We start from the raw sequence: 18,181 nt of genomic DNA on the forward strand, positions 1-18,181 counted from the left end.
CGCCCGCACCGCCCCACCGGCGCGGGCCTGCGCCGCTGTCGCCCCGCCGGGCTAGCCTCGCACTCGATGCCTGCCGAGAGCTCCCCGAGCACCCCGCCGCCCGCCCCGCCGAGCCGCCCGACCGGCACGGTGCGCCGCGCGGGCACGACCGTCGAGGTCGACGCCGCGCCCGTGCTCTCCTACCCGATGGCGCACAACCGGCTCCCCGTCGTGAGCCGGATCGCGGTGCACCACACCGGCCCGGCGGTGCGCGGCGCGGTCGTGCAGGTCGAGGTGCGCGACGTCGAGGGGCGCGTCGGCACGCCGTGGGAGCAGCTCGTCGACCTCGAGACCGGTGCGCAGACCGTCCTGACCGACGTGGACCTGCGGCTCGACCCGGCGGCGGTCCTGCAGATCGAGGAGCAGCGGCCCGCGCAGGTCGTGGTGCAGGTGCTGGGCGAGGGCGACCTGCTCGCGGAGCGGACCGTGCACGTCGACCTGCTCGCGCCGCGCCAGTGGCTCGCGGTGCCGCCGGTGCTCGCGATGGAGCTGCTCGCGGCGTTCGTCATGCCGAACCACCCGGCGGTGCGGACGCTCGTCGACGAGGCGTGCGCGCTGCTCGCCGAGCGCACGGGCGACGCGTCGACGGCGGGCTACCAGCAGGGGCCGGAGCGGGTCGACGCGACCGTCGCCGCGGTGCTCGACGCGACGACCGCGCGCGGCATCCGGTACAGCGAGCCGCCCGCGTCGTGGTCGGACGTCGGGCAGAAGGTCCGCACGCCCGAGGAGGTGCTCGACGGCCGCGTCGGGACCTGCCTCGACACCGTCGTGACGATGGCCGCGGCGCTCGAGCACGTCGGGATCCGCCCGCTGCTGTGGCTCGTCGAGGGGCACGCGTTCCTCGGGTACTGGCGCGAGGAGGCGGCGCTCGCGGCGATCGCGCAGCGCGAGGTCCCGGACGTCGCGGCGGTCGTCAACCTCGTCGACCTCGGGCTCGTCCGGCTCGTCGAGACGACGCTCGTCACCGCGCGCGGCACGGGCGAGGGCGCGGCGGGCGCCGGACCCGTGACGGCCGCCCAGGCGCACGACGCCGCGTACGCGCGCTGGCTGACCGGCGACCTCGCGCGCGTGCTCGGCGTGGTCGACGTGTGGCGGGCCCGGCGTGCGGGGGTCCTGCCGCTGCCCGCGCACACGCGCGCCGCCGACGGCACCGTGACGATCACCGAGTACCGGCCCGGCGAGGACCGCACGACCGTCCCGCAGCCCGTCGCGGCCGACTCCGAGGTGCGCCCCGCCGCCGCCGGGACGCTGGGCCGGGCGCCCGTGCCGCCGCGCGTCGCGCAGTGGAAGAACTCGCTGCTGGACCTGTCGCTGCGCAACCGGCTCATCCACTTCACGCCGCGCTCGGGCGTCCCGCTCGCGGTGCCGGCTGGGGGCCTCGGGGCGGTCGAGGACGCGCTGCACGACGGCCGCGCCGTGCACCTGCTGCCCGCCGACCAGCTCGACGAGGTGCAGGTCGCCCGGGGCGCGACGAGTGGCCGTGAGCTGCCGCCCGAGCAGCGTGCCGAGCTGTTCGCCCGGCGTCAGGCGCTCTACACCGACCTGCCCGCGGCGGGGTACGCGACGCGGCTGCGGGGGCTCGCGTACAAGGCGCGCACGGTCGTCGAGGAGACCGGCGCCAACAACCTGTACCTCGCGTCGGGCTCCCTGGTGTGGACGCTCGACGGCCGCGAGCTGCGGTCACCGCTGGTGCTCACGCCCGTCCGGCTGGTCACGCGCTCGCGTGAGCACGCGTACCGCCTCGAGCTCGACGAGACGGGCGCGAGCACGCCCAACTACTGCCTGCTGGAGAAGCTGCGCCAGGTGCACGGGCTCACGGTGCCGGGCCTCGCGGAGCCCGCGCTCGACGGCGCCGGGATCGACGTCGACGCCGCGCTGCTCGCGCTGCGCACGGCGCTCGCCGCCGAGGGCCTCGGCTACCGCGTCGAGGAGACCGCCGACCTCGCGATCCTCCAGTTCGCGAAGTTCCGGCTCTGGAAGGACCTCGACGAGCACTGGGACGTGCTGACGCAGAACCCGCTCGTCCGGCACCTCGTCGAGTCGCCCACCGCGGTGTTCGCGGACCCGGCCCCCGAGCCGGCCGCGGTCGACCTCGACGAGCTCGCGGCGGCGTGCCCGGTGCCCGCGGACGCCTCGCAGCTCGACGCCGTCGCGCACGCGGTCGCCGGCCGGACGTTCGTGCTCGAGGGGCCGCCCGGCACGGGCAAGTCCCAGACCATCACCAACCTGCTGACCCGGGCCGTGGCCGAGGGGCGCCGGGTGCTGTTCGTCGCCGAGAAGCGCGCCGCGCTCGACGTGGTCCGCGCGCGGCTCGACGACGTCGGCATGGGGCCGTTCTCGCTCGACCTGCACGACAAGGGCAGCAAGCCCTCGGCGGTCCGCGGGCAGGTCCGCACCGCGCTCGAGCACGTCGTCGAGGTCGACGAGGAGGGGCTCGCCGCCGAGCAGGAGACGCTCCGCGCGGCCCGCCGGGCCCTCGCCCGCTACGCCGAGCGGCTGCACGAGCCCAACGGCGTCGGGCTGTCGTTCTACTCGGCGCGCACGAGCCTGCTCGCGCTGACCGAGGGCGCGGGGCGCCGGCGAGTGCCGGGTGCCGGGGGCGCGTCGACGGCGCCGGCGGTCGGGACGACCGAGGTGCTCCCCGTGCCCGTCGAGCTCGTCACGACGGGCGCCCCCGAGGTCCCCGCGCTGCGGCGCGCGCTCGCGCTGCTGCCGGACACCGCCGACCCGGCGCGCCCGCGCCCCGACCACCCGTGGGGCTTCGTGGGGCTCGCGGACCCGCAGCGCCTCGACGTGGCCGCCGTCGGCCGGGCCGTCGCGGACGTCGACGCGGCGCTCACCCCGGCGCGGGCCCTGAGCGGGACGACCGCCACGGTGCTCGCCGCCGCGCGGACCCACGAGGACCTCGAGGTGCTCGCCGACCTGGGTGCCGCGCCGCCGGTCCGCGTCGAGACGCTCGACGAGACCCGGACCGAGCGCTGGCGCGCGACCGCGGCGCGGCTCGTCGAGGAGATCGCCGCGTTCCCCGCGACGGCCGCCGCCGAGCACCACGGGCTCGCGCTCGCCGTCCCCGCGGTGCTCGACCTCCCGCTCGCCGACCTCGCGCGCCAGGCGCAGGCCGCCGCGTCCTCGGGGTGGTGGGGCCGCCGGGGCCGGCTGCTCGCGGTCGGCGCGCAGCTCCAGCCCGGGCTGCGAACGGGGACGACGCTCAAGGCCGGGCAGGTGCTCGACGTCGCCGCGTCGCTCGCCCGCGTCCAGGTCGCCGTCCAGACGCTCGCGTTCCGGGTGCAGGGGCTCGCCGGCGTGACGCTCCCGGCGGGCTGGAACCCGCTGCTGACCGAGGCGCTCGAGACCGTGCAGAGCCAGGTCGCGTGGCTCACGTGGGCCGGCGAGGCCGTCGACCCCGACGGCGGCGACCCGACGGCCGACCCGTTCGTGCGCGCGCTGCGGGCGTTCGTCGACGACGTCGCGCGCCTCCCGCTGCTGCCGGCCGACGTCGCGGTGCTCGAGCGGGTCTCGCGCACGACGACGGCGCTCGCGGCGGTGGTGCAGGCCACGACGCGTCAGGTCGCCCGGTGGACGACCCCCGACGGGTTCGTCGCGCGCTGGACGGCGACGGCGGCCGAGCGCGTCGGAGGTGCGGGCGGCGACGACGCCTGGGCGTCCGCCGCCGCGTGGGACGCGGTGGGGGACGACGAGCCCGACGCGGACGGCCCGGCTCCCGTGGCACGCCCGGCCGCGTCGGGGATCGACCCGCTCCCGCTGCAGCGCTGGGTCGCGTTCGTCGGGGCGCTCGAGCCCCTGCGCCGCGCCCGGCTGACGTCGGCACGCGAGCTGCTGCTCGTCGGCGCGGTCGACGCGGCGGACGCCGTGCGCGCGCTCGACCGGGGGGTCGCGATCGCGTCGGCACGCGAGCGCCGCACCGCGACGGGCCTCGACGGCTTCGACCCCGTCGCGCACGGCCGCGCCATCGGCCGCTTCCTCTCGTCCGCCGCTGCCGTCCGCGACCACCAGCGCACCGCGCTCCCGCGCGAGGTCACGGCGGCGCGCCCGTTCGACGCGTCGTCGGCGCAGGGCGACATGGGCGGGCTCGTCCGCGAGCTCGCCCGGCAGCGCGGCGGTCTCGGCGTGCGCGGGCTCATGGCGACGTACGGCGAGCTCCTCACGCAGGTCATGCCGTGCGTGCTCGTCAGCCCGGACTCGCTCGCCCGGTTCTTCCCGGCGCGCGCGGGCCTGTTCGACCTCGTGGTGTTCGACGAGGCGTCCCAGATCCGGGTGGCCGACGCCGTCGGCGCCCTGGGCCGGGCGCGCTCGGTCGTCGTGGTCGGGGACTCCAAGCAGATGCCGCCGACGTCGTTCGCCGAGGTCACGGGCGGGAGCGACGACGACTCCGCGGAGGGTGGCACCGACCGGGAGGTCGCCGACGGGCTCGTCGAGGGTGTGCTCACGGGCGCCCTGGCCGTCGAGGACGAGGAGAGCATCCTGTCCGAGTGCGTGCAGGCGCGCGTGCCGCGGCGGTGGCTGTCGTGGCACTACCGCAGCCAGGACGAGTCGCTCATCGCGTTCAGCAACCACCAGTACTACGAGGACCGGCTCAGCTCCTTCCCCGCGCCGACCTCCGGCGCCGCCGACCCTGGCCCCGGCGGGTACGGCGTGAGCCTCGTGCGGGTCGACGGGACGTTCCACCGGACCGCTCGGCGGGGCGGGCCGGGGGAGAGCACCGCGGGGCTGCTGCGCACCAACCCGGTCGAGGCCCGCGCGGTGGTCGACGAGATCCGCCGCCGCTTCGACGCCTCGCCGGACGGCCTGCCGTCGATCGGGGTCGTCACGTTCAACGCCCCGCAGCGCGCGCTCATCGAGGCGCTGCTCCGGGACTCGGGCGACGACCGGCTCGCCGACGCGCTCGAGCGCAGCGGCTCGGCGGGCGGCTCCGACGAGGGACTGTTCGTCAAGAACCTGGAGAACGTCCAGGGCGACGAGCGCGACACGATCCTGTTCTCGACCGCGTTCTCGGTGAACGACCGCGGGTACCTCCCGCTCAACTTCGGGCCGCTCAACCGTGACGGCGGCGAGCGCCGGCTCAACGTCGCGGTCACCCGGGCCAGGCGCCAGGTCGTCGTGTTCTCGTCGTTCGACCCCGAGCAGCTGCGCGCCGAGGAGACCCAGAGCGTCGGCATCAAGCACCTGCGCGCGTACCTCGACCTCGCGGCGAGCCGCTCGCGCGCGACGACGGTCCCCGCGCGGCGCTCCTCGGCGGTCGACCGACACCGCGAGCAGGTCGCGGACGCGCTGCGCGAGCGGGGGATCGCGGTCCGCACCGACGTCGGGCTCTCCGACTTCCGCGTCGACCTCGCGCTGTCCGACGCCGCGGCCCCGGAGCGTCCGCTCGTCGCGGTCCTGCTCGACGGGCCGGGCTGGGCCGCGCGCCGCACGGTCGGCGACCGCGACGGGCTGCCGACCGAGGTGCTCTCGCGGATGCTGCGCTGGCCGGCGGTCGAGCGCGTGTGGCTGCCCGCGTGGCTCGCGACGCCCGGGGACGTCCTGGACCACCTCGTCGGGGCGGTGGAGCGCGCGGCGGCGGACGCCGGGGCGGACCGGGCGTCGGCGTAGCGGTCGCGCGCGGCGCCTCCGGTGCCGTGATGGTGGCACTCTGGAGGTCGCTGACCGACCCTGGAGGCCGCCCGATGTCCCTCGAGCCGTTCCGCAGCCTCGATCGCAGCACCCTGCGCGAGCGGGCGCTGACGACGCTGCGCGACGCGGTGACGTCCGGCCGCTACCAGCCCGGGGACCACCTGGGGGAGGTCGACCTCGCGCAGCAGCTCGGCGTCAGCCGGGGCACGGTGCGGGAGGCGCTGCGCCACCTGCAGCAGGAGGGGCTGGTCAGCCCCGGGGCGCGCGGGATGCTGCGGGTTCGTGCCCTGTCCGCCCGCGAGGTGACCGAGCTGTTCCGGGTCCGCGCGGCGCTCGAGGGCCTGGCGGTGGCGGAGATCCTCGCGGGACCGGGTCGGGATGCGGCGGTGCACCGCCTGCGGGGTGCGCTGGTCACGCTCGCCGAGGCGGGCACCGAGTTCGAGGCGCGGCTGCAGGCCGACCTCGCCTTCCACCTGCTGCTCTGCGAGCTCTCGGGCAACTCGATGCTGGTGGACAGCTGGCGGCACCTCGAGGGCCGCATGCGGGTGACGATCCTGAGCCTGGAGCCGAGCAGCTGGGCGTCGCTCACCTCCGAGGACCGGCACGCCGCGATCGTCGACGCGATCGAGCAGGGCGACGTCGACACGGCCGTGGCTGTCGTCGAGCAGCACATGGCCGAGGCTGCCGAGCAGTACGCGGGCGCGCGCAGCGCCTGAGTTTCTGGCACCTGACCAGCCCGTCCGTCACGGGGGTCCACATGGGGTGTTGACACGCGTGAAGAAACGACCGCACCATCGATGTCGAGTGTTAACAGTCAACATCTGACCCAGCACCCCGATCAACGGAGATCACCATGACGGACCGATCCCAACCGGGCGCCCCTGCGAGCGACGTGCAGCCGCGCCACCCCGTCGAGGGCACCCCGGCGCGCAAGCGCGTCGCGGTCGGCTCCTCGATCGGCGCCACGATCGAGACCTACGACTTCATCGGCTTCGGCACGGCCGCCGCCCTGTACTTCAACGACGCGTTCTTCCCGTCCGAGGACCCCCTGTCCGGCACGCTGCTCTCGTTCGCGACGCTGGGCGTCGGGTTCGCGGTGCGGCCCCTGGGCGGCATCATCGGCGGCTACCTGGGCGACCGGATCGGCCGCAAGCCCGTCCTCGTGGCCTCGCTCCTGCTGATGGGCGTCGCCACCGTCGCCATCGGCCTGCTGCCCACCTACGCGCAGGTCGGCATGTGGGCCGGCGTGCTGCTCGTGGCGGTGCGCGTCGTGCAGGGCCTGGCGTTCGGCGCCGAGTGGGGCGGCGCGATCCTGATGACGTTCGAGCACGCACCCTGGCGCAAGAAGGGGCTGTACACCGGCATCACCCAGGCCGGGTTCCCGCTCGGGCTGCTGCTCGCCAACGCCGCGTTCCTGCTCGCCGTGCCGCTCGGCGGGACCTGGATGTGGCGCGTGCCGTTCCTGCTGAGCGTCGTGCTCATCGCGGTCGGCATCGTCATCCGGCTCAAGGTCGAGGAGTCCCCGGAGTTCGAGGAGCTCAAGGAGGACGGCGACGTCGCCAAGAACCCGCTCAAGGAGGTCCTGCGGGACGACTGGCGCAACATCGTGCGCGCGTTCTTCCTGCGGGTCGCCGAGACCGCCGGCTACGCGGTGTCCGTGACGTTCGTGCTGACGTACCTGCGTGACCAGGAGCTCGCCGACCGGACCCTGACGCTCACGGCGCTCATGATCGCCGCCGCGCTCGGCATCGCCGCCACCGCGGCCTGGGGAGCGCTGACCGACCGCGTCGGGCGCCGGCCGGTCTACCTGTTCGGCACCGCCGTCATGGCGGCCTGGGGCGTGCCGCTGTTCCTGACCCTCAACACCGGCGCCGCCGTCGCGATCGTGCTCGCGTTCATCGTGAGCTACACCGTCTGCCAGAACTGCCTCGCCGGGGTGCAGGGCGCCTGGTTCTCCGAGCTCTTCAACGCCCGCACCCGCACCTCGGGCGCCTCGCTCGCCTACCAGCTCTCCGCGGTCGTCTCGGGGTTCACCCCGCTGATCGTCACCTACCTGTACGCCGAGACGGGGTGGGTCGGGCCGGCCCTGCTCTTCAGCGCCTACGGCGTGTGCGGTCTGGTCGCCGCGCTGGTCACCCGCGAGACGTGGGGCCCGGCCGAGCGCGCGCACACCGCCCGGCTCGAGGCCGCGTCGCGCGCCGGAGCGCACGTCCCCGGTCCCGCGCCCGTGGCCGGCGCCACCCCGAAGTCGTCCACCCCGCAGGCGCCCAGCCCGCAGCCGACCGCCGCGCGTCCGCACGCGGCCGCGTCCTGACCGTCCCCACACCACCGAGGAGCACACGTGACCACCGCCCCCGCGGCACCGCCGCGCACCGTGGAGGACCGCGCCGAGCGCGTCGCCCGGCTCGAGGCCTCCGCCCACCGCATCCGCCACCACGCCCTGGACATGGGTGAGGTCCAGGGTCAGGGCTACGTCGGCCAGGCCCTCGGCGTCGCCGACGTGCTGGCCGTCGTCTACGGCGACCAGCTGCGGTTCCGCCCGGACGAGCCCGAGTGGCCCGAGCGTGACCGGTTCCTGCTGTCGATCGGCCACTACGCCATCGCCCTGTACGCCGCCCTCGCCGAGGCCGGCACGATCCCCGTCGCGGAGCTCGACACCTACGGGTCCGACGACTCGCGCCTGCCGATGTCCGGCATGGCGTCCTACACGCCGGGGATGGAGATCTCCGGCGGCTCCCTCGGGCACGGCCTCGGCGTCGCGACGGGCATGGCACTCGGGCTCCGGCTCCAGGGCAGCTCCGCGCGGGTGATCAACCTGCTCTCCGACGGCGAGCTCGACGAGGGCTCGACGTGGGAGGCGGCGCTCGCCTGCGCGCACCACGGCCTGGACAACGTCACCGCGATCGTCGACGTCAACGCCCTGCAGGCCGACGGCCCCACCGCCGGCGTCCTGCGCACGGAGCCCGTCACCGACAAGTGGCGCGCGTTCGGCTGGCACGCGGTCCGCGTCGACGGCAACGACGTCGGAGCGCTCGTCGACGCCTTCGACGAGCTGCGCACCCACCGCGGCCGGCCGAGCGTCCTGGTCTGCGACACCCGCGTCGGCTCCGGCGTGCGGATGTTCGAGGAGCGCGAGAAGGCCCACTTCCTGCGGGTGGCGGAGGACGAGTGGCAGCAGGCCCGAGACCAGCTCGACGAGAGGACCGCGCGATGAGCACCACGACGACTGCCGGAGCGGCGAGGCTCAAGACCTCGGCGATGATCGCCTCGTTCGCCGACCCGGGGCAGCGCACCGCGAGCGCCCCGTTCGGGCACGCCCTGGCCCGCCTCGCCGAGGAGCGACCCGAGATCGTGGGCCTCTCGGCGGACCTCGCCAAGTACACCGACATGCACGTGTTCCGCGCCGCGCACCCCGAGCGCTTCTTCCAGATGGGCATGGCCGAGCAGACGATGCTCGGCGCCGCCGCCGGCATGGCGGAGGTCGGCCTGGTGCCGTTCGCGTCCACCTACTCGGTGTTCGCGACCCGCCGCGCGTATGACTTCCTGTGCCTGGACATCGCCGAGCCGGGCCTGAACGTCAACGTCGTCGGCGCCCTGCCGGGCCTGACCACCGGGTACGGGCCCAGCCACCAGGCCACCGAGGACCTGGCGATCCTGCGGGGGTGCCCGGGCCTGACCATCGTCGACCCGTGCGACTCGCTCGACATCGAGCAGGCGGTGCCCCAGCTCGCCGCTCACGCCGGCCCGACGTACCTCCGCCTGCTGCGCGGGAACGTCCCGACCGTGCTCGACGAGTACGACTACCGCTTCGAGCTCGGCAAGGCCGCGGAGCTGCGCACGGGCCGCGACGTCGTCCTGATCTCGACCGGGCTCATGACGATGCGCGCCCTGCAGGCCGCGCAGCGCCTCGAGGCCGACCACGTCGACGTCGCCGTGCTGCACGTCCCGACGATCAAGCCGCTCGACCGCGACGCGATCCTCGCCGCGGCCCGGACCGACCGGCTCGTCGTGACGCTCGAGAACCACACGGTCGTCGGCGGGCTCGCCGAGTCCGTCGCGTCGACGCTCGCGTTCGCGGGCGTCGGCACCCGGGTCGTGCCGATCGCCCTGCCCGACGAGTTCCTCGCGGCGGGCGCGCTGCCCACGCTGCACGACCGGTACGGGCTGTCGACCGACGCCGTCGTCCAGCGCGTCCGCGCCGAGCTGGGGGGAACGGCTCGCCGGACCACCCCCGCGGCCGCCGCGGCCACCGTCCCGCCCACCGCCTGAGCCTGCCCAGGCCCGGCTGTCCCCGCACACGAACTGGAGACCCGCATGTCCCACACCGACAAGACCGCCGTCGTGACCGGCGGTGGCTCGACCCGCGGCATCGGCCGCGCCACTGCCCACGCCCTCGCCGCGGACGGCTGGAACATCGCCGTCCTCGACCTCGACGAGGCCAGCGCCAAGGACGCCGCCCACGAGATCGCGGAGCGGGCCGGGGTCGAGGCCGTCGGCGTGGCGTGCGACGTCACGGACGAGGCGTCGGTCCAGGCCGCCCTCACCGTGGTCGACGGCGCCCTGCCGCCGGTCGGCGCCCTGGTCAACAACGCCGGCATCACCTCGCCGGTGCCGTTCGTCGAGGTCAGCGGCCAGGACTGGGACCGCGTGTTCGCGGTCAACGTGCGCGGCGCGTACAACGTGACGCGCGCGCTCGTCCCCGGCATGGTCGAGCGCGGGTTCGGGAGGGTCGTCTTCCTCTCCTCGGTGTCCGCCGAGCGTGGTGGTGGCGTCTTCGGCGGCGTCGCCTACTCGGCCGCGAAGGCCGCCCAGCTCGGCTTCGCGCGCGCGCTGGCCCGCGAGGTCGGCCCGCACGGGATCACGGTCAACTCCGTGGCGCCCGGCCTCATCGACACCGACATCACCGCCGGCAAGCTGACGGGTGAGCGCGAGGCGGCGGTGCTGGCCGGCGTGCCCGTCGGCCACAAGGGGCGCACCCGCGACGTCGCCGACCTCATCACGTACCTGTGCCGCGAGGAGACCTCGTACGTCACCGGCGCGACCTACGACGTCAACGGCGGGTCGCACATCCACTGACCGTCGGGGTGGTCGTCCGCCGCGGGGTGGACGGCCGCCCCCAGGAGCGGGACGGTGAGGGGTGAGGTGCCCGGGACGGGGAGGCGCGCGTACGTGACGACGCACGGGAACGGCGAGCCCCGGGAGCCGATCGCGGCAGGGCGTCCGAGCACCCCGGCGCCCCCCGGCACCGCGGTCCCGGTCTTCTTCCTCTCCGACAGCACGGGCATCAGCGCCGAGACGATGGGCAACGCCCTGCTCATCCAGTTCCCCGACCTGGTGTTCGAGCGGCGGGTGATCCCGTTCATCTCCACCGTCGCCGAGGCGCGCGAGGTCGTCGCGGTCCTCGACGCCGCGGCCGCGGGTCCGGTGACGCCGCTCGCGTTCTCCACCGCCGCGCTCACCGAGGTGCGCGAGGAGCTCCAGCGGTCCCGCTGCCCGATCATCGACCTCTTCGACATCCACATGGCGCGCGTCGAGTCGATCCTCGGCGCGCAGGGAGCGCGGGTCGCCGCCCGGCTGCACGGCGTCGGGGACATCCAGCGGTACAACGCCCGGATGGCGGCGGTCGAGTACGCCATCGAGCACGACGACGGCCAGTCCCTGCGCGCGCTCGACAAGGCCGACGTCATCCTCCTGGCACCGTCCCGGTGCGGGAAGACGCCCACCACGATGTACCTCGCCCTGCAGCACGGCGTCTTCGTGGCCAACTACCCGCTGGTCGACGAGGACTTCGACTCCGAGGACCTTCCCCGGCCGGTCCGCGACCTCGGTGAGCGCTGCTTCGGCATCACGACGACCCCCGGGCGACTGGCGCAGGTCCGCCAGGAACGGCGCCCGGGCTCGCGCTACTCCTCGCTCGAGCAGTGCACGTACGAGCTGCGCCGCGCCGAGGCGCTCTACGCCCGGCACGGCATCCCGTCGATCTCCTCGGCCGCGACGTCGGTCGAGGAGATGTCGACCGTGATCCTCCAGCGGCTCGCCCGCTCACGTACGTCCGCACGCCCCGCAGCGTCGACCTCACAGGAGCCGTCATGACCCCGACCCAGCCCAACGTCCTGTGGTTCGCCGACCTCGGGCTGACCGACCTCGAACGCGTGGGCGGCAAGAACGCCTCGCTGGGCGAGATGGTCCGCCACCTGTCCGCCGCGGGCGTCCGCGTGCCCGACGGCTTCGCCACGACCGCGGACGCCTACCGCCGGTTCATCGGGGAGACCGGCCTCGCCGGGACGATCAGCGAGCTCCTCGCGGACCTCGACACCGACGACGTCCAGCGGCTCGCCGAGGTCGGCCGCACGATCCGGCAGGCCGTGGTCGAGCGCCCGTTCCCGCCCGACCTCGAGGCCGACATCCGCGCCGCGTTCGCCCGGCTGTCCGCGGGCGACCCCGAGCGGTCGTTCGCCGTGCGGTCGTCGGCGACCGCCGAGGACCTGCCCGACGCCTCGTTCGCGGGCCAGCAGGAGACGTTCCTCAACATCCGCGGCGTCGACGCGGTGCTCACCGCGATCCGCGAGGTGTTCGCCTCGCTCTACAACGACCGGGCCATCGCGTACCGGGTGCACCACGCGTTCGAGCACGACACCGTCGCGCTCTCGGCCGGCGTGCAGCAGATGGTGCGCTCGGACCTCGGCGCCTCGGGCGTCATGTTCACGATGGACACCGAGTCCGGCTTCACCGACGCCGTCTTCCTCACCTCGTCGTACGGGCTGGGGGAGGCCGTCGTCCAGGGCGCGGTCAACCCCGACGAGTTCTACGTCTACAAGCCGGCCCTCGCCGCCGGTCGACCGGCGATCCTCAAGCGCGGGCTCGGGGCCAAGGCCATCAAGATGACCTACACCGACGACCCGACCGTGGGGCGGACGACCGCGTTCGTCGACGTCGACGAGGCCGAGCGCGGCCGGCTGAGCCTCACCGACGCCGAGGTCACGGAGCTGGCCCGGCAGGCCGTCGCCATCGAGGCGCACTACGGACGTCCCATGGACATCGAGTGGGGCCGCGACGGCCACGACGGGCAGCTGTACGTGCTGCAGGCGCGCCCGGAGACGGTGAAGTCACGGCAGTCGGCGGGCACGCTCGAGCGCTGGACCGTCACCGGCTCGGCGCCCACGCTCGTCGAGGGCCGTGCGATCGGCCAGAAGGTCGGTGCCGGCGCGGTGCGGGTGCTCGCCTCGGTCGACGACATGCACTCCTTCACGCCGGGCGACGTGCTCGTCGCCGACATGACCGACCCCGACTGGGAGCCGATCATGAAGCGCGCGAGCGCGATCGTCACCAACCGGGGCGGGCGCACGTGCCACGCCGCGATCATTGCCCGGGAGCTCGGCATCCCGGCCGTCGTCGGCACCGGCTCGGCCACCCGCGAGCTCGCCGACGGGCAGGACGTCACGGTCTCCTGCGCGCAGGGCGACACCGGCTACGTCTACGCCGGTCTGCTCGACTTCGCCGTCGAGGAGACCGAGCTCGACACCATGCCCGCGATCGACGTGAAGATCATGATGAACGTCGGGACCCCGGACCAGGCCTTCGCCTTCTCCCGGCTCCCGCACTCCGGCGTCGGGCTGGCGCGGCTGGAGTTCATCATCAACCGGCAGATCGGCATCCACCCCCGGGCGCTGCTGGACCTGGACCGCCTCGAGGACCCGCTGCGCGCGACGATCGCCGACGCGATCCGGTCGTACGCCTCGCCCCGCGACTACTTCGTCCAGCGCGTCGCCGAGGGGGTCTCGACCCTGGCCGCCGCGTTCGCCCCGGAGCCCGTGATCGTGCGGATGAGCGACTTCAAATCCAACGAGTACGCGAACCTCGTGGGCGGCGAGCTGTACGAGCCGCACGAGGAGAACCCGATGATCGGCTACCGCGGGGCGTCCCGGTACCTGTCACCGGAGTTCGCCGAGTGCTTCGCGATGGAGTGCGAGGCGCTGAGGTTCGTGCGCGACGAGATGGGACTGACCAACGTCAAGATCATGATCCCGTTCGTCCGGACCGTCACCGAGGCGGAGGGCGTCGTCCGGCTGCTCGGGCAGCACGGTCTGCGCCGTGGGGACAACGGGCTGCAGGTCATGATGATGTGCGAGCTGCCGTCGAACGCCGTGATCGCCGACCAGTTCCTCGACCACTTCGACGGGTTCTCGATCGGCTCGAACGACATGACGCAGCTGACCCTCGGGCTCGACCGTGACTCCGCACTGGTCGCCGCGGGGTTCGACGAGCGGGACCCCGCGGTGAAGTTCATGCTCGCCGCGGCGATCCAGGCGTGCAAGCGACGCGGCAAGTACGTCGGCATCTGCGGGCAGGGGCCCAGCGACCACCCCGACCTCGCCGACTGGCTCGTCGACCAGGGCATCGACACCATGTCCCTGAACCCCGACACCGTCGTCAGCACCTGGCTGCGCCTCGGCGCCCGCCAGAAGACGCCCTCCTGACGACCGGCTCGCGACGTGCCCCGCGCCCGGGACGCGACGGCGGCGGCCGGTCGCCCCCGCCCGGACAGCCGGAGGCCTACAGCGGGCGCCGCGCCACGAACGTCACGTGCGTGTCCGGCCACTCGACGGGCTCGCCGGTCGCGGCGTCCCGCAGCTCGGCCCCGACCGACAGCCGGTTCTCGACGAGCCACTCGTTGCGCCACGGCCCGCTCGCGGGGTCGACCACGAACCCGACGCCCTCGAGCAGCGCGACCCAGTCGGGCCACGTCATGTCGCAGAACCGCTCGTGGCACTCGGACAGCCAGGAGTCGACGTAGTCGCGCGTGTACAGGAACTCCGCGGCGGCCCGCAGCGTGAGCTCCGCGACGGAGTCGTCCACCCACCGCACGTCGCACTCGCCGCCGGACAGCGCCGGGAAGTCCTGCGCGAGCTGCACGAGCCGCTCGGCGGGCGAGAGCGCGGCGACGTGCGCGGCGACGGCCTCGCGCGTCCACCCGTCGAGGTCCACGGGCTCGGCGCCGGCGCTCGTGCCGTCGAGCGCGAGGTGCACGAGCCGGTCCCCGTCGAGCGGGCCCAGCACGTCGGAGCACACCCACACGCCGCCGGGAGCCGTGTGCTCGTAGATCCGCTTCGCGAGCAGCTCGAGGTCGCTGCGCCCGGCGCCGTAGCTCGAGATCTCGTGGGTCAGCGCGACCGTCAGCGTCGTGCTGACCGTGGCCGCGGGGAAGACGGGGGAGCGCAGCAGGTTCCGCTGCGCGAAGAAGACGTTCGGGTTGGCGAACACGCCCTGCGCGCGCCGGTGCTCGGCCTCCGCGACGAGGTGCCGCGAGATGTCGACCCCGTACAGGTCCGACTCCGCGAGCCGCGGGTCGCGGGAGGCGCGCTCGAGCAGCCCACCCGCGGCGCACCCGAGGTCGACGACGCGGCCCGGCACGACGAAGGGCGCGACGAGGTCCCACTTGCGGTCGGACGCGTCGTCGAACGCGGCGGTGTACGTGCGGTAGTCGCGCGTGGTCGTGAGGTCGCCCTCGGTCGAGACCGTCGGGTCCTCGTGGATCAGGGTGATCGCGGCGTCGAGCCGGTAGCGGTCGTAGAAGTGCACGACCTCGGGGTGCGCGAGGTCCCGCCAGCGCTCCTCGCCCGTGGCGAGGAGCTCGAGGACGTCCCAGGGCCGCTCGGGGGCGTCGTCGCACGCGTCCTCGACGGGCACGACGCGGAAGCCGAGGTCGGCGTACATCGCGGCGACCTCCGGCGTCGAGCACGCGACGACCGTGTCGAGCGGCGTGGCCGTCACGCCGGTCGTGAGCTCGACGCTTGCGAGGACGGTGCGCGCGAACCGCGGGCTCGGCGGGACGTCGGCGACGGGCGCGACGACCGAGGGCAGCCCCTCGACGGCTGTGACGCGCTCGATCATCGCCTCGCGCCGGTGCGCCGGGAGCGGGTTGCGCCGCGTGCCGCTGTGGGTGGCCGACGTGACGGCCCAGACGACGTTCGCGTCGAGGTCGCACACGACGCGCTCGCCCGCCGAGTCGGCGAGCTCCCCGCCGAGCAGAGCGTGCAGGTACGCCGTCTGGAACCGGGTCACCAGGTGGTGCCGGCCGGGGAGCAGGACGTGACGGACGCGCGCGGGCATGGCGAGCAGGATGCCACTCCTGGACACCCGTCCGGGCGAGGGGTCCCCCGGACGGCGCAGCCGCGTCGTGCGTACGCGCCCGGGCCGGCAGCACGGAGATACCCTCGCGCGGGTCGGGTCCGGGTTGCCCGACGGGCGCGAGGGGGGCGGTGATGACGGGCGATCGGCCAGGTCCGGAGACGGACCCGTGCGGCTGGCTGCGGTCCGAGATGTCGAGCGGACGTCTGCTCGACGCGGACGCGGTGGAGAGGGCGCGTCGCGCCGGTGCACCGATGGGCTCCGAGCGCGACGCGGTCGTCACCGGGACAGCGTCCTGGGGCGCGACGGTCCGGCTGCCGGGCGGAGCTGCAGGACTCGTCGACCACCTCCAGGGTGGTGCGTCGCTCGCGGTCGGCGCCCTCGAGGGCGCGAGGTACGACGAGTGAGCTCTGGAGGCGACGGCTCGACGCCCGGAGGTGAGTCGGAGGGGGTCGACCGTGAGTGGGACGTCGTCGGCCCGGAGGGCTTCGCCCGGTTGCGGCTCGGTGACGCCGTCGACGGCGTGCGGGGACGGTTCGGCGCCCACGTGACGTTCCGGAGGACGCCGGACGCCGACAAGACCGATCACTTCCCGGACGCCGGCGTCATGGCGACGTACGACGTCAACCGCAGGATCACGTTCCTCGAGGTCGTCGAGCCCGCGACTCCCCGGGTCGTGGGGGTTCCCCTGCTCGGGGCCGCGCTGGACGACGTCGTCGCGGCGTTGGCGGCGCACGGCGTCGAGGTCGTGCGGGACCCGGACGGCGGGACGGTCGTCGGCTGGGCCGTCGGGCTGTACGCACCCGACGGAACCGTCGAGGGCGTCTCGATCGGGGAGCCGGTGAAGTGAGGGGGGCACCCGGGTCGGGGACGTGACGTCCGGCTGAGCCTGGAGGACCGGGCGCGTGCCCTGCGCCGAGGTCAGGCCGCCGCGCCCGACCGCCGTCCGCGTCGGACCGCGACCGCCGACGGCGGCCCCGGCACGTCGTCCTCCGGTGCCCGCCACTCCTTGATCGCCGCCCACGCGACGGCCGTGATCGGGACGGCGAGCAGTGCGCCGATGATGCCGGCGAGGATGGTCCCGGCGGTCAGCGCGAGCAGGATCGCGAGCGGGTGCAGGGCGAGCGCGCGGCCGATGACGACGGGCGCGAGCAGGTCGCCCTCGAGCTGGTTCACGGCGATCACGACGATGAGGACGATGAGCGCGATGGTCGGGCCGTTCGTCACGAGCGCGACGAGCGTCGCGAGGATTCCCGCGACGGTCGCGCCGATCAGCGGGATGAACGCACCGAGGAACACGATGGTCGCGAGCGGCAGCGCCAGCGGGACGTCGAGGATGACCAGCGCCAGGCCGATGACCAGGGCGTCGACGAACGCGACGATCGCGGTGCCGCGCACGTAGCCGCCGAGCACCCCGACCGAGCGGTCCCCGACGCGCCACGCTCGTGTGCGGCGCTCCTCGGACAATGGCTGGATCAGGAAGCCGAAGATGCTGCGGCCGTCCTTCATGAGGAAGAACAGCACGACCAGGCCCAGCAGCAGCCCGGCGACGCCCTCGGCGGCCGCGGTGGCCCCGGTGATCGCGCCGCTCTGCACCTGGTCGCTCGTGAGCGCCGCGGTGAGCGCCTCGCGCGCGGACGCGATCTGCTCCTCGGTGATCTCGAGCGGGCCCTCCAGCAGGAACTTCTCGAGCTCCCCGAGCCCGCGGTCGGCCTCCTCGACGAGCGACGGCCACTCCCGGCGGATGCCGCGCCCGACGAGCCACAGCACGACGCCGAGAGTCCCGAGCCCGAGGAGCAGCGCCGCCCAGGTCGCGAGCGCCCGCGGCCACCCCCAGCGACGGAACAGGTGCACGAGCGGGCTGAACGCGGCGGCGAGGATCGCCGCGATGAGCACGGGGATGACGAGCAGCTTGACCTGCGTGAGCCCCCACACGAGGACCGACGCGAGCGCGAGGACCAGGAGCGTCTGGGCGCTGCGGGTCGCGGCGCGGCCCAGGCTGTCGTGCCACGGGCCCGTCGGCGGCGGGGCCACGGGGCGGTGCGTCGGGCTCGGGACCGTCGTGGCGAGCGCGGCGGATGACGGCGTGCGGCCGGTGCGTCGTCGGAAGGCGTTCATGACGTCAACCTGCCACGGGCGCGAGCGGGCGGCGCGGCGGGAGCGCGGGTGGGTCGGGGTGCGGCTGTGGGGCGAGGCGCGACCGCGGGCGGGCCGGATGCGCGGTCCCGCCGTGCGCCGCGGGAGGCCCGGTGCCGGCCACCGGGCCTCCCACCACCGGTCTCTTATTCAACAAAACGAGCCCCCGAGACCCTCACCATGATCGCGTATTCCGTCATCGTGGTGTAAATGTGGGGGGGGGGTGGGGGGGGGGGGGGGGGGGGGG

General features: G+C 74.7%; 12 protein-coding genes. 10 read left to right on the forward strand and 2 right to left on the reverse strand.

All coding sequences use genetic code 11. From position 1 onward, the window contains the following. Positions 1 to 66: 66 nt before the first annotated feature. From proA to ppsA, 8 genes are all read left to right on the forward strand, one after another. Complete coding sequence (gene proA / locus AB6N24_RS19125; RefSeq protein ID WP_412870966.1) at positions 67 to 5,649, forward strand: anti-phage protein ProA; 5,583 nt, start codon at positions 67 to 69, stop codon at positions 5,647 to 5,649. A gap of 74 nt (positions 5,650 to 5,723) precedes the next feature. Then, positions 5,724 to 6,386, forward strand: coding sequence for a GntR family transcriptional regulator (locus tag AB6N24_RS19130; protein WP_412870967.1), 663 nt, complete (start codon positions 5,724 to 5,726; stop codon positions 6,384 to 6,386). A gap of 137 nt (positions 6,387 to 6,523) precedes the next feature. Next, positions 6,524 to 7,984 carry an MFS transporter gene (locus AB6N24_RS19135; RefSeq protein ID WP_412870968.1) on the forward strand — a complete coding sequence of 487 codons (1,461 nt, stop codon included), beginning with the start codon at positions 6,524 to 6,526 and terminating at the stop codon, positions 7,982 to 7,984. 27 nt (positions 7,985 to 8,011) lie between these two features. After that, complete coding sequence (locus AB6N24_RS19140; RefSeq protein ID WP_412870969.1) at positions 8,012 to 8,884, forward strand: transketolase; 873 nt, start codon at positions 8,012 to 8,014, stop codon at positions 8,882 to 8,884. Beyond that, on the forward strand, positions 8,881 to 9,939 hold the full coding sequence (locus AB6N24_RS19145; RefSeq protein ID WP_412870970.1) for a transketolase family protein: 1,059 nt from the start codon (positions 8,881 to 8,883) through the stop codon (positions 9,937 to 9,939). The genes AB6N24_RS19140 and AB6N24_RS19145 overlap by 4 nt, the downstream gene beginning before the upstream one ends. A 45-nt stretch (positions 9,940 to 9,984) precedes the next feature. Further along, the gene (locus tag AB6N24_RS19150) at positions 9,985 to 10,746 is read left to right on the forward strand and encodes an SDR family NAD(P)-dependent oxidoreductase (RefSeq protein ID WP_412870971.1); all 762 of its coding nucleotides are present in this window, start codon (positions 9,985 to 9,987) and stop codon (positions 10,744 to 10,746) included. A gap of 93 nt (positions 10,747 to 10,839) precedes the next feature. Then, on the forward strand, positions 10,840 to 11,763 hold the full coding sequence (locus AB6N24_RS19155) for a pyruvate, water dikinase regulatory protein (protein ID WP_412870972.1): 924 nt from the start codon (positions 10,840 to 10,842) through the stop codon (positions 11,761 to 11,763). Then, on the forward strand, positions 11,760 to 14,147 hold the full coding sequence (gene ppsA, locus AB6N24_RS19160; RefSeq protein WP_412870973.1) for a phosphoenolpyruvate synthase: 2,388 nt from the start codon (positions 11,760 to 11,762) through the stop codon (positions 14,145 to 14,147). The genes AB6N24_RS19155 and ppsA overlap by 4 nt, the downstream gene beginning before the upstream one ends. 76 nt (positions 14,148 to 14,223) lie before the next feature. Here ppsA and AB6N24_RS19165 read toward each other — a convergent pair whose 3' ends face one another. Further along, positions 14,224 to 15,780, reverse strand: coding sequence for a class I SAM-dependent methyltransferase (locus AB6N24_RS19165; protein WP_412870974.1), 1,557 nt, complete (start codon positions 15,778 to 15,780; stop codon positions 14,224 to 14,226). A 209-nt stretch (positions 15,781 to 15,989) separates the two neighbouring features. Here AB6N24_RS19165 and AB6N24_RS19170 point away from each other — a divergent pair, with 209 nt between their 5' ends. Beyond that, complete coding sequence (locus AB6N24_RS19170; protein ID WP_412870975.1) at positions 15,990 to 16,205, forward strand: hypothetical protein; 216 nt, start codon at positions 15,990 to 15,992, stop codon at positions 16,203 to 16,205. Beyond that, a complete protein-coding gene (locus AB6N24_RS19175; RefSeq protein ID WP_412870976.1) occupies positions 16,202 to 16,648 on the forward strand; it encodes a hypothetical protein in 447 nt (148 codons plus the stop codon). The genes AB6N24_RS19170 and AB6N24_RS19175 overlap by 4 nt, the downstream gene beginning before the upstream one ends. A gap of 71 nt (positions 16,649 to 16,719) precedes the next feature. Here AB6N24_RS19175 and AB6N24_RS19180 read toward each other — a convergent pair whose 3' ends face one another. Continuing rightward, on the reverse strand, positions 16,720 to 17,916 hold the full coding sequence (locus AB6N24_RS19180) for an AI-2E family transporter (RefSeq protein ID WP_412870977.1): 1,197 nt from the start codon (positions 17,914 to 17,916) through the stop codon (positions 16,720 to 16,722). Positions 17,917 to 18,181: the final 265 nt, after the last annotated feature.

Origin of the sequence: Cellulomonas jepli (assembly GCF_047229345.1) — a bacterium.
Classification (GTDB): domain Bacteria; phylum Actinomycetota; class Actinomycetes; order Actinomycetales; family Cellulomonadaceae; genus Cellulomonas_A.